General features: G+C 66.1%; 18 protein-coding genes. 4 read left to right on the forward strand and 14 right to left on the reverse strand.

Going from position 1 to position 25,650, the window contains the following annotated elements:
* Nucleotides 1–72 precede the first annotated feature (72 nt).
* On the reverse strand, nucleotides 73–1,116 hold the full coding sequence (locus tag LFT44_RS01620; protein ID WP_236800722.1) for an aldo/keto reductase: 1,044 nt from the start codon (nucleotides 1,114–1,116) through the stop codon (nucleotides 73–75).
* A gap of 177 nt (nucleotides 1,117–1,293) precedes the next feature.
* Here LFT44_RS01620 and LFT44_RS01625 point away from each other — a divergent pair, with 177 nt between their 5' ends.
* Both LFT44_RS01625 and malQ read left to right on the forward strand, forming a co-directional pair.
* Complete coding sequence (locus LFT44_RS01625; RefSeq protein WP_236800723.1) at nucleotides 1,294–2,028, forward strand: GAF and ANTAR domain-containing protein; 735 nt, start codon at nucleotides 1,294–1,296, stop codon at nucleotides 2,026–2,028.
* A gap of 195 nt (nucleotides 2,029–2,223) precedes the next feature.
* Nucleotides 2,224–4,446, forward strand: coding sequence for a 4-alpha-glucanotransferase (gene malQ / locus LFT44_RS01630; protein ID WP_236800725.1), 2,223 nt, complete (start codon nucleotides 2,224–2,226; stop codon nucleotides 4,444–4,446).
* Between the two features lie 84 nt (nucleotides 4,447–4,530).
* Here the strand turns inward: malQ and LFT44_RS01635 are convergent, their stop codons facing one another.
* The gene (locus tag LFT44_RS01635; protein WP_236800727.1) at nucleotides 4,531–7,653 is read right to left on the reverse strand and encodes an alpha-amylase family glycosyl hydrolase; all 3,123 of its coding nucleotides are present in this window, start codon (nucleotides 7,651–7,653) and stop codon (nucleotides 4,531–4,533) included.
* Nucleotides 7,654–7,882: 229 nt separating this feature from the next.
* Complete coding sequence (locus tag LFT44_RS01640) at nucleotides 7,883–8,959, reverse strand: lactonase family protein (protein ID WP_236800731.1); 1,077 nt, start codon at nucleotides 8,957–8,959, stop codon at nucleotides 7,883–7,885.
* A 283-nt stretch (nucleotides 8,960–9,242) separates the two neighbouring features.
* On the opposite strand from LFT44_RS01640, the gene LFT44_RS01645 reads away from it, so the two are divergent.
* On the forward strand, nucleotides 9,243–9,998 hold the full coding sequence (locus LFT44_RS01645) for a putative protein N(5)-glutamine methyltransferase (protein ID WP_236800732.1): 756 nt from the start codon (nucleotides 9,243–9,245) through the stop codon (nucleotides 9,996–9,998).
* 293 nt (nucleotides 9,999–10,291) lie between these two features.
* Here the strand turns inward: LFT44_RS01645 and LFT44_RS01650 are convergent, their stop codons facing one another.
* From LFT44_RS01650 to LFT44_RS01660, 3 genes are all read right to left on the reverse strand, one after another.
* A complete protein-coding gene (locus LFT44_RS01650) occupies nucleotides 10,292–12,289 on the reverse strand; it encodes an HNH endonuclease signature motif containing protein (RefSeq protein ID WP_236800734.1) in 1,998 nt (665 codons plus the stop codon).
* Nucleotides 12,290–12,517: 228 nt separating this feature from the next.
* Entirely contained in the window at nucleotides 12,518–12,934 is a 417-nt protein-coding gene (locus LFT44_RS01655) for a YtxH domain-containing protein (protein ID WP_236800736.1), read from the reverse strand.
* 126 nt (nucleotides 12,935–13,060) lie between these two features.
* Nucleotides 13,061–13,327 carry a GlsB/YeaQ/YmgE family stress response membrane protein gene (locus tag LFT44_RS01660; RefSeq protein WP_142131436.1) on the reverse strand — a complete coding sequence of 89 codons (267 nt, stop codon included), beginning with the start codon at nucleotides 13,325–13,327 and terminating at the stop codon, nucleotides 13,061–13,063.
* Nucleotides 13,328–13,526: 199 nt separating this feature from the next.
* Here LFT44_RS01660 and LFT44_RS01665 point away from each other — a divergent pair, with 199 nt between their 5' ends.
* Complete coding sequence (locus LFT44_RS01665; protein ID WP_236798899.1) at nucleotides 13,527–14,855, forward strand: ISL3 family transposase; 1,329 nt, start codon at nucleotides 13,527–13,529, stop codon at nucleotides 14,853–14,855.
* 57 nt (nucleotides 14,856–14,912) lie between these two features.
* Here the strand turns inward: LFT44_RS01665 and LFT44_RS01670 are convergent, their stop codons facing one another.
* From LFT44_RS01670 to LFT44_RS01705, 8 genes are all read right to left on the reverse strand, one after another.
* Nucleotides 14,913–15,746 carry an aldo/keto reductase gene (locus LFT44_RS01670; protein WP_236800737.1) on the reverse strand — a complete coding sequence of 278 codons (834 nt, stop codon included), beginning with the start codon at nucleotides 15,744–15,746 and terminating at the stop codon, nucleotides 14,913–14,915.
* Nucleotides 15,747–15,781: 35 nt separating this feature from the next.
* Nucleotides 15,782–18,343 (reverse strand): rhamnogalacturonan lyase, encoded by a 2,562-nt coding sequence (locus tag LFT44_RS01675; RefSeq protein WP_236800738.1) that lies wholly within the window; start codon nucleotides 18,341–18,343, stop codon nucleotides 15,782–15,784.
* A 266-nt stretch (nucleotides 18,344–18,609) separates the two neighbouring features.
* On the reverse strand, nucleotides 18,610–20,166 hold the full coding sequence (locus LFT44_RS01680; protein WP_236800739.1) for a long-chain-fatty-acid--CoA ligase: 1,557 nt from the start codon (nucleotides 20,164–20,166) through the stop codon (nucleotides 18,610–18,612).
* Between the two features lie 24 nt (nucleotides 20,167–20,190).
* Complete coding sequence (locus LFT44_RS01685) at nucleotides 20,191–21,387, reverse strand: acetyl-CoA C-acetyltransferase (protein ID WP_236800740.1); 1,197 nt, start codon at nucleotides 21,385–21,387, stop codon at nucleotides 20,191–20,193.
* Between the two features lie 30 nt (nucleotides 21,388–21,417).
* On the reverse strand, nucleotides 21,418–22,674 hold the full coding sequence (locus LFT44_RS01690) for an acyl-CoA dehydrogenase family protein (protein ID WP_236800741.1): 1,257 nt from the start codon (nucleotides 22,672–22,674) through the stop codon (nucleotides 21,418–21,420).
* A gap of 134 nt (nucleotides 22,675–22,808) precedes the next feature.
* On the reverse strand, nucleotides 22,809–23,534 hold the full coding sequence (locus LFT44_RS01695; protein WP_236800743.1) for a TetR/AcrR family transcriptional regulator: 726 nt from the start codon (nucleotides 23,532–23,534) through the stop codon (nucleotides 22,809–22,811).
* 82 nt (nucleotides 23,535–23,616) lie between these two features.
* Entirely contained in the window at nucleotides 23,617–24,639 is a 1,023-nt protein-coding gene (locus LFT44_RS01700; RefSeq protein WP_236800744.1) for an NAD-dependent epimerase/dehydratase family protein, read from the reverse strand.
* Nucleotides 24,633–25,604, reverse strand: coding sequence for an aldo/keto reductase (locus tag LFT44_RS01705; RefSeq protein WP_236800745.1), 972 nt, complete (start codon nucleotides 25,602–25,604; stop codon nucleotides 24,633–24,635). Before LFT44_RS01705 ends, LFT44_RS01700 begins: the two co-directional genes overlap by 7 nt.
* Nucleotides 25,605–25,650: the final 46 nt, after the last annotated feature.

The raw sequence follows: 25,650 nt of genomic DNA on the forward strand, positions 1-25,650 counted from the left end.
GCAGGCAGGGTACGACGGCGGCCGGCGGCTATGCGGTTCGCCGCTCCTTGGGTGCCGTCCCCGCCAACCCGGCTACCGCCGTCGTAGTTCCGCGAACTCGATCGAGGGGACAATGGCGCCCGCGTCCCGCTCCACGAAGTTGGTGCCCGGCGGCACCAGGTCGTCGATGGCGTCCAGGACGGACTCGCCCAGCCGGACGTCCGCGGCGCGGAGGTAGGCGGAAAGGTGTTCCTCGCTGCGCGGGCCGATGATCACGCTGCTGATGGCGGGATGGGTCAGGGCAAAGCCCACGGCCAGGTCCACCAGGGACAGTTCCAGCTTGTCCGCCAGCCGGGCCAACGAGTCCGCGGCAAGCAGTTTCCGCTCGCTGGAGGGCCCGGAGATGTCGTACCGGCCCGGAAGCGTGTGGACCCGGGTGGGCGGCTGGCCGGATTCCAGGACGAAGCTACCGGAGAGCCAGCCACCCGCCAGCGGGCCGTAGGCAAGAACCCCCAGCCCGTACTGCTGGGCAATGGGCAGGACGTCCCGCTCGTTGCCGCGGACCAGCATGGAGTACGGGACCTGGTTGCCCAGTGGCGGGATCAGGTGGTTGGTGGTAGCCAGCCACTGTGCCTCCACAAGCTGCGCGGGGGTGAACACCGAGGTGCCGTAGTAGAGGATCTTGCCCTGGCGAATCAGGTCATTGAGGGTGGTGATGGTTTCCAGGACGTCGGTGTTGTAGTCCGGCCGGTGCGCCTGGTAGAGATCGATCCGGTCTGTCTGAAGCCGGCGCAGGCTGCCCTCCACGGCCTGGGTGATCCAGCGCCGGGAGTTCCCGGAGTGCGCCGGATTGGGGCTCATCTGGCCATGGAACTTGGTGGCCAGGAAGACCTCGTCCCGGCGGCCGCGGAGCGCCCGGCCCACCACCTGTTCAGACTCGCCCTGGGAGTAGACGTCCGCTGTGTCGATCGCCGTGATGCCGGCGTCCAGCGCGGCATGGATGATGCGGATGCTCTCCTCCGCGCCGGTGGGGGCGCTGTGGCTGCCGGTTCCTTCGCCGAAGTTCATGGTGCCCAGGGCGAGGGGACTGATGGGGGTTCCCGACCTGCCGAACACCCGCAGTTCGCTGAGGCTCATCCGCGGTCTCCTCCATCTGGTTGCCATGCCTTGGGTCGTCACGACGCTACACAGATTCCGCAGGCCGCTGCAGAATGCCGCCTTAGTCCTTCGCTTTTCGTCGCAGAGAGTAACGCAGGCAGCGGTAATGACGTTTTATGGCGCGCATGCGGTGGGGAAGAGCGCCTATATTGAGGCATGAGCACCCCTACAAGTGGCGATGAGTTCGTCCAACTGCACGACCTCATCATTGGCAGCAGCAACGTGGCTGACTTCCTGACTGAGCTCTCCACGGTGGCCGCTTCAACGCTCAGTGAATCTGCTGGTGTCTTGATCGAGTGCGGGGTGACGCTCCGGCGCCGCAAGCGCACAGCCACCATTGCCGGCAGCAGTGAACGGGCCGTCGTCCTGGACAAGCTGGAACAGGTTCTGGGGGACGGGCCGTGCATCGCATCACTGGACGCCATGAAGCCGATGGTCCTGTCCGATGTGCGAACCGATACCCGTTGGCCCGCGTACCAGATAGTCCTGGCCGAGAACGGCTGCCGCAGCGCTCTTGGCGTTCCGCTTGCCCTTGATGAGCATCAGTCGGCCGCCCTGAACTTCTTCGCAGCGGAGCCGGATGTGTTTGGCCCCGATGTCGTGCACCGTGCCGAAGGGTTCGCGGACCTGGCCGGACGGGCGTTGCGGCTGGCGCTCCGGATTGCGGACGCCCAGAACCTGGCGGATGACCTGAAGTCAGCGATGGAAAGCCGCACCACCATCGACATGGCCTGCGGGGTGATCATGGCGCAGAACCGGTGTTCCCAGGAGGAAGCCATGGCCCTCCTCACCAAGGCGTCCAGCCACCGGAACCAGAAGCTGCGGGACCTGGCCGGCGAGATCATTGGCCGCGTCAGCGACGGCGCGGTGAACACGCACTTCGATCCGTAATTCGCTGCACCTGTCCCGACCCGCCTGTCCCGACCTGCGTGCACCTGTCCCGACCCGCCTGCATGCAGCCCGGGTTTCGCCTCTGAGCAGCCCTGCAATAATCTGAACCAACGGTTGTGCATGGGGTGTCACCGCCCGGGTACAACCTGAGCAGCACTGTAAGTTCCGGGACCATCACAGACGAGGCGGACACCCATGACGGCTTCAGACCAGCAGCACGCACCACGGCCAGCTATGCCCGCCGACCCTCCCGCCGCTGCCCCTGAACCCGTGGATCCGCACCTGCTGCAGCAACTGGCCGACGCGCACGGCGTGGGCACCTCCTTCCAGGGCTGGGACGGGCTCCCGCATTCCGTTGCGGAATCGACGTTGGTCAAGGTGCTAGCCGCCCTGGGCGTTGACGCCCACACCAACCGGCACATCGAGGCTGCCCTGGCCGAGGCGGATCTTGCGCCCTGGCGGCGGATGCTGCCGCCCGCCGTCGTCATCAAACAGGGCGAGCCCGCGCAGGTTCCGGTTCACGTCCGGGACGGGGCCACAACCCGCCTGACCATCACCCTTGAAGGGGGCGCAGGGTCCCGGGAGGCCCTCCAGCAGGACGTCTGGGTGCAGCCCCGGGAGGTCGACGGCGTTTCCACGGGACGTGCCACGTTCTCCCTTCCCCAGGACCTGCCGTTGGGCTGGCACACCCTCCACGCGGAGTCGGAGGGCGCCACTTCCACCGCAACCCTGGTGGTGACGCCCGCGCGGCTGGCCACTGCCAAGCCGCTGGAGGAGCGTCGCGGCTGGGGCCTGGCCACGCAGTTGTACTCCGTCCGCTCAAAACGGTCGTGGGGCATCGGTGACTTCGCCGACCTGGCGGACCTGGCCGCCATCAGTGGGGCCCGCGGCGCCGACTACGTCCTGGTCAACCCGCTGCACGCGGCGGAGCCGGTTCCGCCGGTCCAGCCCTCGCCCTACTCGCCGTCCACCCGGCGGTTCTTCAACCCGCTGTACATCCGCATCGAAGCCGTCCCGGAACTGGCCTACCTGCGCCCACGGAAAAGGGCGGCGCTGGAAAAACTCCACGAGGAAGTGGCAGGGTTGAACAAGGAAGGCGCCCGGCTGGACCGCGACGCGGTGTACGCGGCGAAGCTGCAGGCGCTGGAGATGCTCTACCACACCCGCCGATCACCGGCCAGGCAGGCCGCCTTCGATGAGTTCTGCCGCCTCTCCGGCAAGGGGCTGGAGGATTTTGCCCTCTGGTCAGCCATCCGGGAGGACCTCCCGCCGGGCGACCCGCTCTGGAAGGACCCTGCGTATGCCATCGGCACACCGGAGGCGGAAGCGCTCCGGGAGAAGCTGGCGGACCGTATAGGGTTCCACCGCTGGCTGCAATGGATCTGCGATGAGCAGCTGGAGAACGCCCAGCGCACCGCGCTGCAGTCCGGAATGCGCCTCGGCGTGGTGCACGACCTCGCCGTCGGCGTGGACCACAGCAGCGCCGATGCCTGGACGCTGCGCGGCGTGCTGGCCCCGGACACCAGCGTGGGCGCCCCGCCGGACATGTACAACCAGCAGGGCCAGGACTGGGGGCAACCGCCATGGCACCCCACGCGGCTGGCGGAGGCCGGCTACCAGCCGTTCCGCAACATGCTGGCCAACGTGCTCCGGCACGCCGGCGGCATCCGGGTGGACCACATCCTGGGCTTGTTCCGGCTGTGGTGGATTCCCATGGGGAACGCCCCGGGAGACGGTGCCTATGTCCGCTACGACCACGAGGCCCTGATCGGCATCCTTGCCCTTGAGGCACACCGGGCCGGTGCCGTGGTGATCGGCGAGGACCTGGGCACCTTCGAGCCGTGGGTGCGTGATTACCTGGCGGCACGCGGCATCCTGGGCACGTCCATCCTGTGGTTTGAGTACGACGGCGATTCACCCCTTGCGCCGGAAAAGTACCGCACGCAGGCGCTGGCCAGCGTGAACACCCACGACCTCCCGCCCACGGCTGGCTACATTGCCGGGGACCACGTGGGGCTCCGGAGCCGGCTGGGGCTGCTGGAACGCTCCGAGTCCGAAGAGCGGGCGGAGCACAATGCATCGCTGGAGAAGATGTTCGCCCTGCTGCGGGAGCGCGGTTACCTTGCCGAGGGCAGTGCCATTGACGGGGCCCGGCCCACAACCGAGGAGCACACCATCGAGGCGCTGCATCTCCTGCTGGCCCAGGCGCCGTCGGTGCTGCTGGGTGTGGCCTTGGTGGACGCGGTGGGGGAGCGGCGGGTCCAAAACCAGCCCGGCACCACGGAGGAGCTGTACCCCAACTGGCAGGTTCCGCTCGGCGGCCCGGACGGAAGGCCGGTCTACCTCGATGACCTTCCCGGCAACAAACGGTTCAATTCCCTGCTCGCGGCGGTCGAGGGAGCAATGCACCGCCGATAATTGGCACCGCCCCTAACCGGACATGAAAAAGCCGTGGCCCCGCCGCTCCTGGAAGCGGCGGGGCCACGGTTTTCGTTTCCGGGGCTAACCCCGGCCCGCGGTGATCACGTGCGTGAAGTGGTCGTACCGGAAGGTGACCGGGCCGCCGTCGTGCTCAAAGGCGATGTTGGCGCCCGGGGATGCCCCGCCCGCCCCGTAGCTCACGTCCCATGACTTGTTCAGCGCGGCCTTGAACTCGTAGCTTCCCGCCGGCAGGTCCGGGACCGTCAGCTTCCAGACCAGGACCGCCGGATCCAGCACCAGCTGGGCCTGCGTGCAGGAGGGCTCCCAGTCGCTTGCGCAGCCGAGCTCGCTGTCCATGCTTCCCGCTGCCGCCACCGCGGCCGGTTGCTGCGCCGCGTACACGGCGCTGAGCACGTGCGTGCTGTTGTCGTAGCGGAAAGTGACGCGGCCGCCGGGATGGTCCAGCACAATGTTCTGGCCGTTGAGCTGGCCGTCCGCGCCGTAGTTCTCGTCCCAGCCGCCGTTGAGCGCAGCCTTGTACTCATACTTCCCGGCCGGCAGGTCTACGGTCAGCCGCCAGATCCGGTCCGCCGGGTCCAGCACCATCTTCGCCTGCGGGCAGGCCGGGTCCCATTGCGCGCTGCACCCCAGTGCCTGGTTGAGCGAGCCGGCAACGGTCACTGAGTCGGGCTGGGGCGCCTGGCCCACCGTGACGGTCCTGGTTTCGCTGGTGACGCTGAAGCCGGCGCCCGCCATGGCAGCCCGGTACTGGACTTTGGTGCCGTCGGCGAGCCCGGTTACGTCATCGATTGCCGTGTACACGGGCGACGACGAGTCGCTGCCCACCGCGGCCCAGTCCCCGCCGTTGACGCTGCGCTCGAAGGACACCACATGGCTGGCCTTCTCCGGATCGGCGGTGGCGCTCAGCTCGACCTTGCCCTCCACGCTGCTGCCCTCGGTGGGCTTCTGCAGGGTTAGGACGGGCGCCGGGACGCTTGCCGATTGGCTCTGGCTCGTGGCAGTATGCCCGCCGTTGTCCAGCACGGTGGCGCGGTACTCCAGCGGAGTGCCTGCGTCCAGCGCCGCCACGTCGTGGAAGACCTGGTACGGCGCGGTGTCGTCGGTACCGATCTGCTGCCACTGTCCGCCTGCCGTCCTTGCTTCAAAGGTGACCTCGTAGAACGAAGTACCGTCGACGTCGGCCGTCACGTTGATGCGCCCGTTGTCACCCTGGGCGGCGGCCGGCTGCTGCAGGGCGACGGCGGGGGCTGCTTTGGAGTGCGAAATCCGGCCGGAGGATTCGTAGACGACGGCGGAGAGCGGTGGCACGGTGACGGCCAGTTTGGCGTCGTCTGACGTCTTCACCTCGTCTGCGCCCTGGCCATAGATGCGGGTGTAGCTGCGCTTGGCGATGTAGGTGGGAACCTGCGCCGTCTGCGGCTGGGCGCTGTTGTTCAGGGCCACCACGTATTCGCGCTGGTCCTGCACATCGGTGCGGGAGAAGGCGTAGATGCCCGGCCCGTCTGAGGCGTAGCGGTGCTGGTGGGCGCCGTTGCGCAGTGCCGGGTGCTCCTTGGTGAGGGTAGCCAGCTCCTTGATCTTGGCATACAGGGGGTGGCCCGGGTTGAAGTTGTCGGTGGCGTGGGTGGCGTCCGTGCCCAGCAGGTCGTCGTCAAGGTACTCGGGCACCTTGCTGGCGAAGAGGGTCTGACGCGCGTCCTGGTCGCCGCCCGGTCCGGTGAAGCCCTGCTCGTCGCCGTAGTAGACCACCGGGTTGCCGCGGGAGAAGTACATCAGCTCGTGGGCCAGTTCATCCCGGGCCACCTTCTCGGCATCGGTGGCGGCAGGGTTGTCCTGGGCAATGAAGCTGCCGATGCGGCCCATGTCGTGGTTGCCCAGGAAGGTGGGCAGCTCGTAAACGTTGGAGTCGGCGTCGGTATACCAGTCATCACCCGCGAAGAAGGTCTGCAGCGCCCGGGCGTCCTGGCTCTTGGAGGCGAAGTTGCGGGCGGCGTCCTGGAAGGGGAAGTCCAGGACCGCCTGCATCTTGTTGCGGGTGGTGAACTGCGAGGTGAAGCTCTTGCTGGTGTCGAAGACCTCGCCGAACATGAAGAATTCGTCCTTGCCGTGTTCCTTGGCGTAGCTGAGGACATTGGGGCCGAATTCCTGCCAGAACTCGTTGTTGACATGCTTCATGGTGTCGATCCGGAAACCGTCCACGCCGAAGTCGCCGATCCAGGACTTGTAGATGTCCTCCATGCCGTGCACCACTTTCGGGTTCTCGGTGAAGAGGTCGTCCAGGCCGTAGAAGTCCCCGTACATGGAGTCCTCACCAGTGAAGGTGGTGTCGCCGCGGTTGTGGTAGAGCGTGGGGTCGTTCAGCCAGGCGGGAACCTTGAGGTTTTCTTCTCCGGGGGCCAGGACCGGCTTGTAGGGGAATGAGGTGTTCGCGTCCAGCTTCGGGAAGGTTCCGGTGCCGGCATAGTCGCGGTCGTCGAACGCTTCGCCGAAGGCCGTCTTGTAGGGGACGGCGTCCTTTGACACGTAGCCCTTGCGGTCGCCTTCCTGGTAGCCGATAACGTCCGCTGTGTGGTTGGTGATGATGTCGAAGTACACCTTCATGCCGCGGGCATGGGCCTCGTCAATTAGGCCCTTGAGTTCGTCATTGGTGCCAAGGTGCGGATCGATTTGGGTGAAGTCGGTGACCCAGTAGCCGTGGTAGCCGGCCGACTTGTCCTCCGGCTGGACTGCCTTGTTCTTGAAGCTGGGGGTCAGCCAGATCGACGTGGTGCCGAGGCCCTGGATGTAGTCGATCTTGCTGCGCAGGCCGGCCAGGTCACCGCCGTTGTAGAAGCCCTTCTTGGTGGGGTCGAAGCCTGAAACCATGGGGTCGGGGCCAAGGCCGCCCTGGTCGTTGGCGGTGCTGCCGTTGCTGAACCGGTCCGCCATGACGAAGTAGAAGTTCTCGTCAGTTACCGGGCCGCGGAGCGAGTGGAGGCCGGACACGGACCCGTTGCCTTTTATGCCGGTGCCGTTGGAACCAGCGCTGTTGGTGCCGGGGCCATCCGGACTCGGCACGGCATGGGCCGGGAGGATTGCAACGGAGAGGGCGAGGCCGGCTGCCAGGAGGCCGGCTGCCGATCGGGCGGCGGCGGCACGTGCGCAGGTTCGCCGGCCGGGGGCGGATTGTGTTCCTGCCGGCATTGCCGGCAGTTGGGCGCGTGGGGGCGCGCCGGGAGGGATGCGGAATAACAAGGGTGAGACCTTCCTGGGAAGCAGCGCTGCTGTACAGGCTTGCCGTTGACATGGGGATGCGGCAGGAGGGTGCACAAGACAGCACACTGTCGTGTGAACCGAGTCACAACTGTAAGCGCTTGCACTGGATTACTCCAGTGTTTAGGGAAGGTCAGTTAGGTTGGGGCTGCCCGGCGCTCTAGCTGGCAGTGGCAGGAGTGGTTGCAGGCCCGGTTGCAGGCACCAGGGCCGTGGGCGATGGGGTGGGCAGGTTATGCAGCATCGGGCCTGGGAGGCCGGTGGCAGGATCCAACTCGAAGGTGGCGATGTTGTCCGACCGTTCGTGGGCCACGTGCAGCCAGCTTCCCCGGACCAGGTGGTGCCGCGGCCAGTTCCCGCCGCTGTCGATGTCCTTGACGGGGATCAGATCGGTGCCGTCTGCTGCAACTTCCAGGACGCTGATGACGTTCGAGCCCCTGACGCCGGCGTAGGCAAAGTTTCCCTGCGGGTCAAGGCAGATTTCGGCGGCGGAGTCGCCTTCCTGGCTGCCGCCCGCCGTTGCCGGTCCACGGAATACCAGTTCATAGGTGCCCGCTTCGGGGCGGACCACGAAGACTTCCACGGAGTATTCAGACACGATGAGGACGCTGCCGGAGGGGTGCTCCACCATGTGGCGGGGGCCGCTGCCGTAGGGGAGGACCACCTCGTGGTCGGCCACCAGTCCGGTTCCCGGCTCGTAGTTCCAGATGCGGAGGGTGTCGTGGCCCAGGTCCGTGGTCATGACGCGGCCGTCACGCAACATAAGGCTTGCGTGGGCCCGGCTTTGCCTCGGGTTTCCAGGAGAAAGGGCGCTGTGGGGGTCAACCGACGCTGCAGCGGGGAACCGACCGGTCATGCCGCCGTCGGCATCCAACTCGTAGAGGAGGACCTGACCGTCGCCCCAACACGCGGCGGTGACAAAGCGGCCGCCGGGGTCGACGGCAACGTGGCAGGTGGCTTCACCGGCAGCCTGTGGTTCCCCGTACGGTTCCAGGCCGAAGTCCCCCAGTCGCCGGTACGCTTGCACCTTCCTGCGCTGCTCGGCCGCCGCGTACACCACTGGCAGTTTGGGGTGCACCGCCACAAACGATGGCGACTGGGCCTCCACTGCCGTCCCTAACCATTCGAGGCTTCCGTCCTGGTGCGCGCGGGCGGCACCGATGCCGTCCGCGCGGCCGCCGCCGTCGGGAGTATAGGTGCCGATCCAAATGATGTTGCTGGCTGCCCCGTTGGTCATAGTTCCATCCTGCCAACAGTTGGCCACTATTTCCTGATACCAGGCCGCCGATTAGCATGGGATTTCCGACAGCGGCAAAGGAGGTGGGTGGCATGACGACTGCATTCATCTCGATCGTGCCATCCCTGCGCCGTTCGGAGAACTGGGCCTAGCCGGCGTGGAGTTGCCCGCAGCCTCACCGGAGAGCGCCGCTCTGCTTCCTCCTAAATCGCGGGCTGTTCACACCCTGTCCACATCACCTGGCTTCGACCATGTCGTCTCCCTGCTGCGGTCGGTGGGTTGTGTGTTTGCTGAAGAGGAAGCCGCGCTCCTGTTTGCCGAGGCGACCACCACCACGGAACTTTCCCGGAATATCCAGCGCCGGATGGAGGGGGTTCCCTTGGAGCACATCTTGGGCTGGGTGGATTTTGCAGGTGCCCGGGTTTCGGTTGAGCCCGGCGTTTTCGTGCCACGGCGCCGCACGGAGTTGCTGGTGCGCGAAACCTTGAGCGTGCTGCGGGACGATTCGCTGCCGGCATCCCCGGTTGTGGTCGACCTCTGTTGCGGTTCCGGTGCGGTGGGAGCTGCCATTCTCCGTCAAGCCCCGCAGGCGGAGTTGCATGCGGCGGATATCGAGCCGGCAGCGGTGCGGTGTGCCCGGCGTAACTTGGAACCCCGCGGTGGCCGGGTGCATGCCGGGGATTTGTTCGAGGCTCTTCCACTTGGACTGCGTGGCCGGATCCGGATCCTGACTGTTAATGCTCCATATGTGCCCACGGTAGCCATCCGCACCATGCCGCCGGAAGCGCGCCTTTATGAACCTGCGGTTTCACTCGACGGCGGTCCTGATGGCCTGGACTTCCACCGACGGATTGCTGCTGAAAGCATCCGATGGCTGGCTGCAGGCGGTCATGTCCTCATCGAAACCAGTAGGCGGCAGGCAGCCGGCACCTCCGAAATCCTGGCCGCAGCCGGGTTCGCCATACGGACGGCTCGTGCGGAGGAACTGGATGGGACCGTGGTTATCGGACGCCCGATTCCGGCGCGTATGCGGCGTTAGGTCTCACCGTTCCAGCACAGTCCAGACCGAGACCCGTCAATACGAGGCGGCGTTAGCTTCCCGCCTTTAAGCTCAGTGCCAGACCAAGGAGCCGTTCAAATCCTGGACGGCATTAGCTTCTCCCTTTGCAGCTTAGCCTCACACAGAGAACCACCCAATCAAAGGCGGAAGGAGGCCCAACTGTTCGTACGCGCCCATCAGAATGGATCTTCCATGACGGCCTGGCCACCGCCGCGAGGTGGGGGCCAACCAACCGACGACCGAAGTAGCGCGGGAACTGCTTTGGGCAGGTTTCATTTGTGTGGGTGGGGTGGTGGTTTGAAGTAGTGGTTTTGTTGGGGTGTTTGGTTGGGGTCGAGGTGGGGTGGGGGGATAAAAGTGGGTGTGTGGTGGACGGTGGTGATGGTCCATTGTTCTTTGTGGATGAGGTGGTGGTGGTGGCTGCAGAGCAGGACGCCGTTGTTGATGGTGGCGGGTCCTTCGTGTGACCAGTAGGTGATGTGGTGGGCTTCGCACCAGGGGGCGGGGATGGTGCAGTTGGGGAAGGCGCAGCCTTGGTCGCGGGCGGTGAGGGCCAGGCGTTGGGCGGGGGTGAAGAGGCGGGTTTTGCGGCCGAGGTCGAGGATTTCGCTGTTGGTGCCCAGGAGGGCGGGGATGATGTCGGCGTCGCAGGCAGTTTTGCGCAGGGTGGCGGCGGCGACGGGCCCGGTGAACATGAACGTGCCGGTCCCGGTTCCTGTCCCGGCGCCTGTACGTGCCGCTGTCCCGGTGGTTGTGTTCGTTCCGGGTTCTGCTGTTGTTGGTCCTGATTTTCCGGCGGGGGTGGTGGCGTTGGCTGGGAAGAGGTCTTGGTAGTGGATGGTGGCGATGATTTGGGGTCGGTTGCCGCCGGTGGTGGGCAGGGTGTTGGTGGTGAGGGCGGCTTTGGCGGCGGTGACCAGGCCGTCGAGTTGTTTTTGGGCGCGGGTGCGCCGGTCCAGGTCCGGCAGGTTGGTGGGCTCTGTTGCGCTGCCCGCTGCCGTGCTCCCCTCGGTGCCTGTGCCCGTGCCCGTGCCTGTGCAGCCTTCAGTTCCCGTGCCCGCCCTGTCGGCTGTGTCATTCCCTGTGCTTGGGCTGGTGTTGCCGGTGGTGGTGCGGGGGTTGGTGGCGGTGTTCATGACGGTGAGGAGGTGTTCGTATTGGTCGGTGGTGGCGAAGATTTCGAGGTGGTGCAGGCCGTGGCGGGGTTTGCGGATGAAGGCGCCTTGGGTGTGGCGGAGGGCTTCTTCGATGGGTTCGGTGCCGTCGGCGTCGATGGTGTCGGTCCAGCGTTGGGCCAGGCGGGTGAGGAAGTCGGGGTCGGTGGTGGTGGCGGCTGTGGTGAGGTGGTGTTCGATCCGGTCCAGGGTTTCCGGGGTGGTGTGGTGGTGGAGCCGGTCCAGGGTGGCGGTGATGATGGTCGCTGCGTGTGAGGACACCGCCGGGCCCGGCCCGGTTTCGATGGTGGTCCCCTCGACGGTGGTTGCGGTTTCGGTGTTGTTCCCGGTGGGGGTGAGGGCGGCGGCGAGGTGTGGCCGGGTTGGTGGGAGTGGTTCGCCGGTGAGGCTGGTGCCGGGCAGGACGTGGTGGGCGAGGGTGAGGCGGCGGCGGGCTTCGCGGATGGGGATCTGCAGGCGCAGGCGGAGGAACTCTGCGGTGTTCCGGCACCCATCATCGGCCGGGGAGACCACCAGTGGGCGGCCGGGCCTGGAGGGTGGGCCGGGCCAGTTGGCGTCGGTTTCGCGCACCGAACCGGTTCCGGTGAGTGTCCCGGTCACGCACGCCGCCACGGTCTGGTCCAGGGCGCCGGTGCTGGGGGTGTCGGTGTTCACGGTTCCAACACTGTTGGCGTCCGACCCGGTGATCCAGCCCGTGGACCGGCCTGCGGAGGACGAGGCTGCGCGGGACTGGGCTGCGCGGGACCGGCCTGCCCGGGTTTTGGCGGCTGCGGCGTCGTTGATGGCTTGGGTTCGGGCCCGGTCCACAGCCCCGGCTGCGAGGAGTTGGAGGTACTCGATGGAGCGGGCAAGGCCCTCGACCCGTGCGGCGAAATCTGCAGCTTCGGCATGGCTGGCGGTTGCCAGCAGGCCGGCGGCGGCCAAGGCCGCGGCTGCCAGCTGTGCGCCCAGCCCGTCCAACACGTCCTGCTCACCGGGCCCCGAAGCTGATGGCTGCACAGGTTCCTCGCTGGGGACCGGGTGAAGGTGGGCCGGGCGCGGCAGCCGACAGCCGGCGTCGTACGCCCTCCCAAGATCTTCCCCAATGGCCTCCATGACCCCACTCTGCCAGCCACCACCGACAATCAAGAGACCCCAAAACCCCTATGTGGAAAACATGGAGTTACGGCAGCGTCCGGGAATCTTTTCCGGAAGGTGCTGGATTAAACACTGCCGGCCGCCGCGTCCCCCAAGGATCGCGACGGCCGGCAAGGCGATTCAGTTGTAGCACAAAGCCTGCTCAGTCCCATGTCAAGCGGCGGTGACCGAGTAATGAAACGGGAATCAGGCCTTTGCGCCGGTCCCATCGGAGGTACCAAGATTGGTGGTTTCCGGGTGGGTGCTGTGCGCGGGGATGTGGTCTTCGCCAAGGCCGCCCGCGGCTGTTGTAGAGGTACCAGTGGAGGTACCGGCAGAAGTACTGGCCGCAGCGGAAGAGTCGCCGCTGGACGAGCCATCCCGGTTCACGGCAGAACCAAGCACTGTCCCTGCCCTGCGTGCGGCTTCGCCTAGCTGGCCCGCCACTTCAGGTGCTTTTTCCTTGATGGCCTCCGTAGCTACGGAAACTTTGTCCTGGACCGGCTTGCTGTCCCAGACGCCGGCCGCACGGGCCTTCAGCTTGTCGTAAGCAGCACGGCCTGACCGCGAGCCGAGGACATAGCCGACGGCAACGCCTACACCCAAAAGAAGCTTGTTTTTCACGATGAACTCCTGCTCTGCGAGAAGGTTGTCAGTCCCGGCGGAGGAGCCATGATGGCCCCTGCCGGAGAAAGTGAAAGCCGGCCCGGGGATGGTGTCCCCAGGCCGGCTTCCTGGCGTTTGCAGTTATTAGCCGCGTGCGCCGCGCTTGGTGACCATGCCGTAGATCGCAAGAACGATCAGCGAGCCAACAATGGCCAGCAGCCAGGTCTGCAGCGAGAAGAACTCCTGCAGTCCGCCGCCGAACAGGGCGCCACCGATCCAACCACCGAGCAGTGCGCCTACGACGCCCAGCACCATGGTGATGATCCAGCCGCCACCCTGACGTCCCGGAAGGATTGCCTTAGCAATCGCGCCGGCGATAAGTCCGAGAATCAGAAATGCAATAAATCCCATTTGTCGCTCTCTTCCAAAGTAAAGGAGGCCCCCATGTTCGGGAGGCACTTCGTCCTTCTGGCTCAATAGTAATCATGCTTACTATCTTTTTGCCAACCCTGTTTTAGGAAAAAAGTGCTGTTTAGGGGCTCTTCGTGGTTGGTGGGGAATTGAGTTCGTGTCGTTGAAGACAAGAGGGCCCGTGGCCCTGCTGGGATGAGTGTGTCTAGCATTCAACCTGGAACAGGACCACGAGCCTTTGAACGAGCCTACCGGGGTCGCAGCCGACGCTGCCACTATCCTCTTCAACCTGCCCGACTACCATGTCATCTCCACCACCATCACTGCCGGCCGGAGGCAGGTCATCGTTGAAACGGACCAGCTACCGGGCTGCCCGAGCTGCGGGGTCATCGCTTCCCGGCGGAAAGAGCGCCGCCTTCAACGGCTCCGTGATATTCCTGTCGCCGGGCCCGTGGAGGTCCTCTGGTCCAAGTACCGCTGGTACTGCGAGGAACCGGCCTGCGACCGGCTCTCGTTCTTCGAATCCACGCCCCAGGTCCCGCGCCATGCCCGGTCCACGAGCCGCCTTCGGGACCAGCTCGTGGACGCCGTCATCCGCTCCGGCCGGGCCGTCTCGGAGACCGCTGCCGGCTTCTCCGTGTCCTGGTGGATGGTCCGGGCTGCGGTGACCGAAGCCTGCCTGCTGCGGTTGCCCGACGTGGACAAGCTCAGCCCGCGGATGCTCGGCATCGACGAACACCGGTTCCGGTCCGTGCGCTACTTCCAGGACCCGTCAACGAAGGCGTGGACCCGGTTCGAACCCTGGATGACAACCATCGTTGATCTCGACACCGGCCAGGTCCTCGGTGTCGTCGACGGGCGGGACCACAAGGGCGTCGGGGACTGGCTGTTCGCCCGGCCCCTGGAGTGGCGCCTGGCCGTGCAGGTCGTCGCGATCGACCCCTCGGCGGCATTCCGTAAAGCGCTCCGGATGTGGCTGCCGCGCACGGCAGTCGCCGTTGATCATTTCCACCTGATCTCCCTGGCGAACCAGGCCATGACGGAGACCCGGCAGAACCTCTCGCAACAGGTCAAGGGCCGCCGCGGCCGGGCCATCGACAAGGCCTGGGCCCACCGCATGCTGCTCCTCCGGGGCGGCGACACCCTCAGCTGCAGGGCCGGCCGCCGACTCGAGGAAGTATTCACCCTGGACGATCCCACAGGAACCCTCCAGGCTGTTTGGAACGTCAAGGAACAACTCCGGGCACTACTCCGCACCGGCTCGCTCGAAGACGCCGCGACGGCCAAGACGGTACTCGAGGAACTGGTCAGGGCAGCCGCACGGCCGGAGACGAACAGGCTCTACCGAACCGTCTGCAGATGGTGGAAAGAGATAGAGGTGCTGATCATTACCGGCGCCACAACAGGGAAGGTCGAGGCCAACAACACCGCTATCAAGAACATCAAGCGAACCGCCCGCGGGTACCGCAACGCAGCCAACTACAAATCCGTTATTCTCTTACGAAGTGCCGTCCGGACGGCGGCATGACGCTCATTCCAGGGACCCGTTTCCCCACGAACCGCGAAGAGCCTGTTTAGGCCCGTTTTAGTGCCCCGTTTTCTCCGAGTCGTTGCCCGCGCCGGGACCCTCGTCCAGGACCGAAAGTTCCGCTAGATCCTGCGGGTCCAGGGCGAAATCGAACACGTCCAGGTTCTCGGCCATACGCTCCGGAGAAGCGGTCTTGGGAATCGTTACCAATCCGTTTTGTATGTGCCATCGCAGGACGAGTTGGCCAGGCGTTTTTCCATGCTTTTCGGCCAGTTGGGAAAGGACGGGAGCACTGAGCAAATCTGCTCCCGAGCCGCCCAAAGGACTGTAGGACTCCGTAACTATCCCATGCCGGGCGTGGAATTCGCGCTCAGCAGTCCGGGTGATTGCAGGGCTGAGCTGGATCTGGTTCACCGCCGGAACCACGTCGGTTTCCGCCATGAGCCGCTCAAGGTGGGCAGGCTTGAAGTTGGACACCCCGATGGACCGGACCTTCCCCTCGGCCTGCAGCCGTTCAAACGTCTGCCAGGTGGAAACGTACTGGTCCCGGCCGGGGAGCGGCCAGTGGATCAGCAGCAGATCCACATAGTCAAGCCCCAAGCGCTTCAGTGATCCCTCCAGGCCGGCCACGGCGCGGTCGTGGCCCTGGAACTCGCCGTCCAGCTTGGTGGTGATAAACAGCTCGCTGCGGTCCACGCCGCTGGCGCGGATGCCGTTGCCAACCCCGCGTTCGTTGCCGTATTTCACAGCGGTATCGATGTGCCGGTACCCGGCTTCCACGGCTTGTACGACGGCGGCTGCCACCTGTTCGTCGTCCAGCGGCCAGGTGCCAAGCCCCAGCTGCGGAATCCTGTTGCCGTCATTGAGTTCGATGAGCGGTGCAAGTGTCATGCCATCAGTCTCCCCTGTATCGGCGGTCCCGGCTCTCACTGCCCGGCATTCGAGAATGCCCTCAGGATATTGCCGGCGTTGTACTCCAGCGACACCCGGGCCGTATTTGATACCGTATCCGGGTTCTTCTGCTGCGCAAGGAAGTCCACGAACCGCTGCACGGCCTGGCCCGCCTTGGCCGGGTTACGGTCCTGGACCGCCTTTGCCGCCTGCTGCACGCTGGTGCCAAGCTGGCTCGCCACCGGACCGGAAACGTCCCCTGACTCCACCAGGTCCGCCAGGATGTCCTGCAGGGCCTTAATGCTGCCCGGAAGCCACGCGCTGCGCAGCGGGACGTTGCCGAACTTCATGTCGGACGCGAAGTAGAAGTCTGTGTAGGCAGGCTGGTTGTAGGCCGTGTTCTGGCGCGCTACCTCGGCGCGGTACTGCGGATCATGCATCAGGGTGTAGAGCTTGTGGTTGGTCACTTCTGTGCTCAGGTAGATCCGCAGGGCCGAGCTGTCCGCCGTCCGGACCACCATTTCCTCGCGCCAGTCGCCCATGATGTCCGCCACCAGGCTGGGAGTTCCCTTGGTGCTGTTGTTGGTGCGGGTACCGTCCGCCGTGAGCAGCCGGCCGCGCTTCCAGTCATCGATGGTGGGGGTCTGGTCCCCGGAGCCGTTGATGATTTGGGTGGTCATGTCCGCGGCCCATTTGATGCTCATGTTGGTGCCCGGTGCGCTGCTGGACAGCTTCCGGCCGTCGGCGGACTGCATGCCGATGGCCCAGTTTTCAATGCCGGGGACGGACGGGTCCACGTCGCCGATCATGCCGCGGCCCGTGTCCTTGCCGGAGTAGGCTCCGAACAGGACCTCCCCGGTGGCCGCGTCCCGCATGGCGTAGCCGTAGGGGGCGTACGCCGCTCCCTCGTGGACGGTGAAGATTTCCTTGCCGGGCCGGTTGGGGTCGATGTCGGTCACATGCATGGCGTCGCCGTGGCCCAGCCGGTCCTCTTGGCCGGGTGACGCACTGCCTGCCGGCAGGGTGTCGAAGGACGTGTACAAAATCGAGCCGTCGTCGTCGAGCGTTACCGACCCGTACACAATCTCCTGCTTGCCGTCATCGTCCACGTCGGAGGCGCTCAGGGAATGGAAACCTTGCGTGGTGAGCTTCCCGTACGTGGGGTCTGTTCCGTCCCGGCCGTGCGGAGAGTCGTTGAACGGGTTGGTCATGGGCGTCCAGCCTGAGTCCACGTTCCAGACAGGCGAAAGGTTGGATCCGTCCCAGGTGTAAGTGGCGAGGGTGGTGCGCGTGTAGTAACCGCGGGCGAAGACCGCCGCCGGCTTCTGCCCGTCCAGGTACGCAACGCCGGCAAGGAACCGGTCCACACGGTTCCCCGGCTCAATCCGCGCCATGGCATAGTCGCCCCACACCAGGCCGTCGTCCGTGCGCCCCGGGGTGTAGGCCACCGTCTTAAGTTCCTTGCCCGTGGCGCCTTCGAACACGGTCAGGTATTCCGGTCCCGACACGATGAAGCCCTCAAATGCGCGCAGGTTGTTGCGTGCACTGCGGGACGGGGCGTAGACGTCCATGAAGTAGTCGGTGAGCTTTTCCGCGTCAGCCTGGGAGAGCGGGTACTTGTACTGCGGGGCGATGCCAAAGGCTTCCTCAAGGGTGGCAGGCCAGCGGCCTGCCTTGACCTCCGGGTGCCCGGTCCAGCCCTGGAAGGTTTTCACCATGTGCTGGTAGTAATCCGCCGCGCTCATGCGGTAGTCGTCGGTGTTGGAGTAGCCGGCTTCGATATCGGATTGAAGCAGGGAGATAAACGAGCTGGCCGCCACGCTGCCGTCCGCGTTGAAGCTGGTGCTCTTGGTCCCCGGGGCCGTCTTCATCATCATCTCCGCCCGGCCGTCGCCGTCGAAGTCGTTCACCAGCAGCTGGGTGTAGTGCGCGCCCGAGCGGATGTTGACGCCCAGGTCGATGCGGCTGAGGAGCGTCCCGTCTGCCTTGTAGGTGTCGACGTAGGAGTTGCCCGTGTAGCCCACCTGCGAGACGTCCTTGGAGTTGTTCGGGTCCCATTTGACGATGAACTCATACTGCCCGTCGCCGTCCACGTCCCCCACGGAGGTGTCATTGGCGGAGTAGGCGTAGGCCTGGCCGGCCGGGGTGAGGCCGTCGGCAGGCTTCTTGAGCGGAATGTCCTTGAAGTTGCTGCCCCACGGCGTGGCAGTGGCGCTTCGGTCCACCTCGACGCCTCCGACGACGGCCCGCACCTGGTAGGCCGACCCCGCCGTTCCAGCCCGGTCCAGGAAGTTGGTGCTGTCCGTGACGGTGGCCAGTTTTTGGCCGTCCCGGTAGACGTTGAAGTCGGTGCCGGTAAGGCCGGTGGCGGAGGAGCCGGTTGCCTCGGTGCCCAGCAGCCGCCAGCTGAGGAACACGCCCTCGGAGGTGCCGGCGGCGACCAGGCCACGGTCAAGATGGTCCAGTTGGATGCCGGGACTATCCGGCTTGGGGGAGGGGCCGACGGCGGAGGCCGGGGCTGCGAGGCAACCGACCGTAAGTGCCAGGCCGGCGGCGCCCACGGAGAGCAGGCGAACGGGGGTAAGGCGTGGATTCATCAATGAATCCTTTCAATTTTGAGACCGGAAAACGCTTCCCCAGCAATCTAGCGGTGGGGGGAGGGGTAGGGGAAGCCTTGTTTTCCTGGCGCGGAGAGGGTATTTAGAACGTTGTAGAAGTCCGGAGGGCCTGCTGCTTTTGCGGCCGGCCCTCCGGATCAAGCGCCCCACCTCCACGCCGCGCGGTGCCACTCGTGCCAGCCAGGTGTCCCGCGCCTGGCGGGCAATGCCTGGACTTGTCGGGCCCGGTACGGCAGCCGTACCTACTAGGCCGGGTCCTCGGCAAGCTTGCGCTTGAGGATCTTTCCGCTGGGCCCCAGGGGGAGTTCGGAGAGTATGCGGACCACCCGGGGGTACTTGTAGGCGGCCAGCTGTGCGCTGGCGAAGTCGATCAACTCCGCCTCGGTGACACTTGCTCCGGCGTCCAGCACGATGGCTGCCGCGATCTCCTGGCCGTGCACCTCGTCCGGGATCCCGTACACGGCGGCACTGACCACAGCGGGATGCGTCAGGAGGATCTCCTCCACTTCCCGCGGGTAGACGTTGTAGCCGTTCCGGATGATCATGTCCTTCTTGCGGTCCACGATGGTGAGGTAACCGTCGTCGTCCTTTGTTCCAAGGTCCCCGCTGCGGAACCAACCGTCCACCACGGCCTCCGCCGTTGCCTCGGGCCGGTTCAGGTAGCCCTTCATCAGCAGGTGGCCTCGGATGACCAGCTCACCCAATTCGCCGTTGGGAAGCAGCTCAATGCTGTCCACCACCTCGGGCCTGGCAATTTCGATATCAACACCCCAGATCGGGATCCCAATGGTGCCCGGCCGGGGTGCGGTGCCAACGTGGTTGAAGGCGGCCACCGGCGACGTCTCCGTCAGGCCGTAGCCTTCGTGGATCTCCACGCCATAGACGTCGCGGAACCTGTCCATGACGGCCAGCGGAAGGGATGCACCGCCGGAGATGCCGTACCGCAGGGCGGCCGGCCGGTCCGGTACGGTCTTGGCGGCTTCCAGGAGCGCCACGTACATGGTGGGCACCCCGATGAAGATGTTGACGTTGTGCTTGGCCAGCAGTTTCAGGGCGTCCTCGCCGGTGAACCGCGGCATCAGGACGATGGTGACGCCGGCGCGCAGCCCGGTGTTGAGGACCACCGTCTGGCCGAAGGTGTGGAAGAGCGGCAGGCCGCCGAACAGGACATCGCCGGGCTGGAAGTCCATCACGCTGGTCAGCAGGGTGCTGGTCTGTTCCACCAGGGCGAAGTGGGTGCCCAGCGCGCCCTTCGGTTTCCCGGTGGTGCCCGAGGTGTAAAGGATGGTGGCCGTGTCCGAGGGGCGGCACGGTTCGTACGTCCGGATGGGCTCCGCGTCCGCAGCTTCCGCTTCCAGCCGGGGGAACCCGCCGTCGTCGGGAGCCATCACCGTCAGCACGTCGATTCCGCTGGCCGTGGCACCCGCTGCCCCCTCCCCGAGCAGCGGAGCGGCGCAGATCAGCAGCTTGGCGCCGCTGTCCTGCAGGACGTACTCGATTTCGCGCGCCTTGAGCAGGGCATGCACGGGCACAACGATGGCACCGAGCGACAGGATGGCGTAGTACACCCGGGCGAAGTCCGGAACGTTCGGGATCAGGACGGCGACGGCGTCTCCAGGGCCGACGCCGCGCGCCCTCAGTGCGCCGGCATAGGCGCGGGTCTGGCGCCACAGGTCGCCGTAGCTGACCTGCTCCTCACCCACCACCAGGGCGATGCTGTCGGGAGTCCTTTTGGCTGATTCAGCCAGCACGGCTGCCACCGAAATGGTGGCGAAGCCGTCAGCGGAGTTCGTGTTTGTCATGGCCTGCTTCTTCGTCGGGGTGGGTCATGCTGTGAGGATCAGGGCGTCACCCTGGCCGCCGCCGCCACAGAGGGCCACGACGCCGGTGCCGCCACCGCGGCGCTTCAGGGCCAGCGCCTGGTGCAGCACCAGCCGCGCCCCCGATGCTCCCACTGGATGGCCCAGGGCAATGGCGCCGCCTTCGGCGTTCACGGCTTCGGCTTCAATACCGAGGTCGTTGGCGGACTGGATGAGGACGGAGGCGAAGGCTTCGTTGATTTCCACCAAATCCAGCTCCTGGACCGTGAGTCCCTGGACCTTCAGCGCCCGCTCGATGGCCCTGGCGGGCTGGGAGTGCAGCGATCCGTCCGGGCCGGCGGTCTGGCCGTGGGCGCCGATCTCGGCGATCCATTCCAGGCCTGCGGCTTCAGCCGCCGCCTTGTTGGCAATGACCAGGGCGGCCGCGCCGTCGGAGAGTGGCGACGACGAACCCGCGGTGATGGTGGCCGTCTCCGCCTTGGAGAACGCCGGGCGCAGCTGCGCCAGGGACTCCGCGGTGGTTTCGGGGCGAATGCCTTCATCGTGCTCAAGGGTGACGGCCGGACCTTTGCGCTGCGGCACTTGGATCGGCGCGATCTCATCGGCCAGCACCCCGGCAGCGCGTGCAGCGTCGGCGCGCTGGTGGGAGCGTGCCGCCACGGCGTCCTGCTCCTCACGGGTGATGCCGCGTTCGGTGTTCCCGGCGTCGGTGGCCTCGCCCATCAGCTTGCCGGTGACCGGGTCCTGCAGTCCGTCATGGTTCAGCGAGTCCAGCATTGGGGCATCGCCGATGACCACGCCGGCGCGGAGGCCTGGGACCAGGTGCGGTGCGTTGGTCATGGACTCCTGGCCGGCGGCCACAATGAAGTCCGCTTCCCCGGTCCGGATCATCCGCGCAGCGTCGATGACGGCAGTCAATCCGGACAGGCAAAGCTTGTTGATGGTGATGGTGGGGACGTCCCAGCCGATTCCCGCGGCCAGGCTGGCCTGGCGGGCGGGACCCTGTCCGGCACCGGCCTGGATGACCTGTCCCACGATGACGGCACCGATCTGCTCCGGTGCCACGCCGGTCCGTTCCAGGGCGGCCCGGATGGCGTGCGCTCCGAGGCCGCTGGAGGAGAAGGGCGTGAGGCCGCCGCGGAACCGGCCGAACGGGGTGCGGGCGCCGCCCAGGATGACGGGGATGTTGGCGTTCTGGTTCAAGAACAATCCTTTCGAAAGTGTTGGGCGGGGTTACGCGAAGGCGGAAGTGCCGGTGATGCCGCGCCCGATGATGAGGGCCTGCATGGTCTCGGTACCTTCGTAGGTGTGGATGGCCTCGATGTCGGCGAGGTGCCGCGCCACGCGGTTTTCCAGCAGGATGCCATTGCCGCCCAGCAGGTCGCGCGCGTTGGAAGCAATACCGCGCGCGGTGCGGGTGCAGGTGAACTTGGCCAGCGACGCCTGCTCGGGCGTGAGTGTTCCGGCTTCATCAAGCCGGGTCATCTGAACCACCATCAGCTGCATGGTGGCCAGTTCGCTGAGCATCCGGGCCAGCCGTTCCTGCACGATCTGGGAGGCGGCCAGGGGCCGGCCGAACTGCTTGCGCTGCTTGGCGTACTGGACGGCCGTTTCGTAGCACGCGGTGGCATGCCCGACGGCGGACCAGGCCACGCCCAGCCGGGTCGCCAACAGGACGCGGGCCGTGTCCTTGAAGGTGCGGGCGCCAGGCAGGACGTTCTCTTCCGGGACGAAGACGTCCTCCAGCCGGATGTGCGCCTGCCAGATGGCGCGGAGGGCCAGCTTGCCTTCGATTTTGGTGGCAGTGTAGCCGGAGGAGTCCTGTGGAACCAGGTAGCCATGGACCTGGCCGTCCTCGCCCCGGGCCCAGACGATGCTGACGCCGCCTACTGAGCCGTTGCCGATCCACTTCTTTTCACCGTTGAGCAGGAACCCGCCCCCGGTGCGGGTGGCCGTCGTCTCGAGGGCGACGGAGTCGGAGCCGTGGGTGGGTTCGGTGAGGGCGAAGGCTGCGTATTCCGCGCCGCCGGCGATCGCCGGGAGCCAGCGCTCCTTCTGCTCCGGGGACCCGCATTCCGCGACGGACCGCAGGGCAAGGCCGCCCTGCACTGCCACCATCGTGGCCACGGAGCCATCGCCGCGGCTGAGCTCCATGTTCACCAGGCCGGCGGCCATGCTGCTCATGGGTGCGTACCCCTCCACCGCAATGCCGTCGCGCAGCAGGTCCAGTTCGCCAAGGCGCTGGAGGAGATGCAGTGGGTACTCGCCGCGTTCCCAGTAGCCATCGATGACGGGGAGGACCTCATTCTGGACAAAGCTGCGGGCGCGGTCCCAGTAGGCACGGTCTCCATCGGTGACGCCGGTAAGGACGGATGCCGGGTCGGTGCCCAGCGCCTCGGTGAGGATGTAGTCCGGTTCCACCGTGCCGCCGGGAAAGCTGGTGGGACTTTTGGCGCTGGCGGGCACCCGGGTGGGGGACGTCGTCGTCATGTATTTGCATCCTTTTGAATCAGCGGCGGCGGAACTGCCGGGCAGTGTGGCTCGCGCCACACTCAATAAGGATGCAATGAAACGGAGTTCCACGTCAAGAAACTGCGTACCACGAGGGCTGGTAGGGAATTTTGCTAGGGCAGGGCGTCCCGGACCGCCTGGGCGATGGCTTCCCTGTCGGCAGGGCCGGGAAGGACGGTCACGACGACGGTCGGGGCTGGTTGGGAGGGGGCGGGGGAACCGAGGAGCGCAGGCCGGAACGTATCCGACAGGACCTGGAGTTCCGCGGCGAGGGCTGCCGCCCTGTTCTTGTCTGCCGCAGTAGTGTCCCCGGCCTTCGGGGTGGTGCGCAGCCACTGGCGGAGGAAGGCGTTGTGCACCGCCACTACGGCCGCGGCGAAGGCGACGGCCTTGTACTCGTGCCGCCCCTTCCCGGGCAGCCGGTCATTGAGGAACTGCAGGAATGCCCGCTCGTAGCGGTGGGACGTGACCAGTTCCCGGTCGCGAAGGGCCGGGACTGCCTGCAGCAGCCCGTAGCGGGCCCTGGACGTTGCCGGATTCCGCAGGTGGTGCTCGAAGACCAACAGGGCGGCGTCCGCAACGGCGGCGAGCGGCTCAAGCCTTGATTCGGCGAGCCGGTCATTCACCTGGCGCAGGATCCGCTCATGATCCGCGAAGACCACGTCCTCCTTCGACCCGAACCTGCGGAAGAACGTGCTGCGGCTCATCCCCGACGCTTCCGCGAGCTCCTCGACCGACGTGGCATCGAAGCCCTGCTTCGCCAGGAGCCCGATGGCTGCGGCGACAGGCCCGTCGGCGGGATGCCCGTCCGCGGGCTGGTTGGAAGGGGGCGAAGTCATGCGCCGAAATGTAGCACAGCCGCCCTGCGCAACTGGCCTGCCATCGGAGGGTGGCAGGCCAGTTGCGGCGGAGTCCGTGGGCTCAGGCTCCCTGGCGCGCCCAGCCGGTGAGCTTGTCGGAAAGCTGCATGTAGGCCTCGTCCACCTGTTGCAGTTCCGGGTGGCTGTCGTACCACTCAATAATCTCCCGGGCGCCGTCCGCGAACGGGATGGTGGCGGTGTAGTCCGGCACCAGCGATTTGATCTTGGTGTTGTCAAAGACCACCGAGTGGGACCGGTCGCCCAGGAGGTTGGAACCCAGTTCCTCGTCATGGGTGGCGATGGTTTCGGATGCCACATGTACCAGTTCGGGTTCCCGGACCCCCGCTGCCCGCGCGAACAGTTGGTAGATCTGGTTCCAGGGCAGGTACTCGTCCGAGGTGATGGCGTAGCTCTCGCCCACCGCCTGCGGCCTGCCGAGCAGGCCGACGAAGGCCTTGGCGAAGTCCTTGCTGTGCGTCAGCGTCCACAGCGAGGTGCCGTCGCCGTGGACCATGACCGGAAGGCCGTTGCGCATGCGGTGGATGTCCGTCCAGCCGCCCACCATGGCGATCTTGGTGCGGTCGTAGGTGTGCGATGGCCGGATGACCGTCAGGGGAAAGTCATCCTCCCGGTAGGCCCGGAAGAGCAGCTCCTCACACGCGATCTTGTTCCGGGAGTACTCCCAGAAGGGGTTCTTCAACGGCGTGGACTCACGGATCGGCAGCCTGGTGGGCGGCTTCTGGTAGGCGGAGGCGGAGCTGATAAAGACGTACTGCCCGGTCCGCTCCCGGAACAGCTCCATGCTGGCCTGCGCCTGGTCGGGGGTGTAGGAGATAAAGTCCGCGACGGCGTCGAACTCCCTGCCGCCCAGCACCTCCCGGACGGCCGCTGCATCACGGACGTCGGCATGGAGCACTTCCGTGCCCTCCGGGACAGGCCGGGTGGACTGGCCGCGGTTCAGGATGGTCAGCCGGTGCCCCAGCGCGACGGCACGCTCTGCCGCCGCCGCGCTGATGACTCCCGTGCCACCGATGAACAGGATGCTCCTCGGCGCCACCGTATCGGCAGCGAATTGGGTTACCACGCGTAGTCTTCCGGCGCCGTGCGGTGTCCCGGGAAGATGTCGTCCAGGCGCTTAAGCGCGTCTTCGTCAAGCGAGACGTCCAGGGCGCGGATGGCGGCATCCAGTTGTTCCTGGGTGCGGGGGCCCACGATCGGAGCCGTGACCGCGGGCTGGTGCAGGAGCCACGCCAGGGCGACGTCGCCGGGTTCGTGGCCCAGCTCGTCGGCAAAGTCCTCGTACTGGCGGATCTGGTCCTGGTGCTTCTTCAGCGTTTCGGCGGCCCGTCCTTCGGTGCGCCGCACGCCCTCGCGTTCCTTCTTCAGCACGCCGCCCAGCAGCCCGCCCTGCAGCGGTGACCAGGGGATCAGGCCCAGGCCGTACTGCTGTGCCGCCGGGATGACCTCCAGTTCGAGCTCGCGGCGGAACAGGTTGTAGATGGACTGTTCACTGACCAGGCCGTTGTAGTTGCGGCGTCGGGCGGCTTCCTGGGCCTGTGCGATGTGCCAGCCTGCAAAGTTGCTGCTGCCTGAGTACAGGATCTTCCCTTGCTGCACTGCCACCTCGATGGCCTGCCAGATTTCGTCCCACGGGGTGTCGCGGTCGATGTGGTGGAACTGGTACACATCGATGTAGTCGGTCTGCAAGCGCTTCAGGCTTGCGTCCAGGGCCCGGCGGATGTTCAGTGCTGACAACTTGGACTCGTTGGGACGGTCCGTCATGGTGCCGTAGAGCTTGGTGGCCAGGACGGTGTGCTCGCGGCGCTCGCCGCCCTTGGCGAACCAGCGTCCGATAATTTCCTCGGTCCAGCCGCGGTGGTCAACGCCGCCATATACGTTGGCGGTGTCGAAGAAGTTGATGCCTGACTCGTGGGCGGAGTCCATGATGCTGTGGGCGTTCGCTTCTTCCGTTTGCGGCCCAAAGTTCATGGTGCCCAGGCAGAGGCGGGAGACTTTCAGGCCGGAGCGGCCCAAGTGAGTGTACTGCATGGAAAATCCTTTCGGTGGGGGAGCCGGCAGGCAGTGGTTGAGCCTG

Origin of the sequence: Arthrobacter sp. FW306-05-C (genome assembly GCF_021801725.1) — a bacterium.
Classification (GTDB): Bacteria; Actinomycetota; Actinomycetes; order Actinomycetales; family Micrococcaceae; genus Arthrobacter.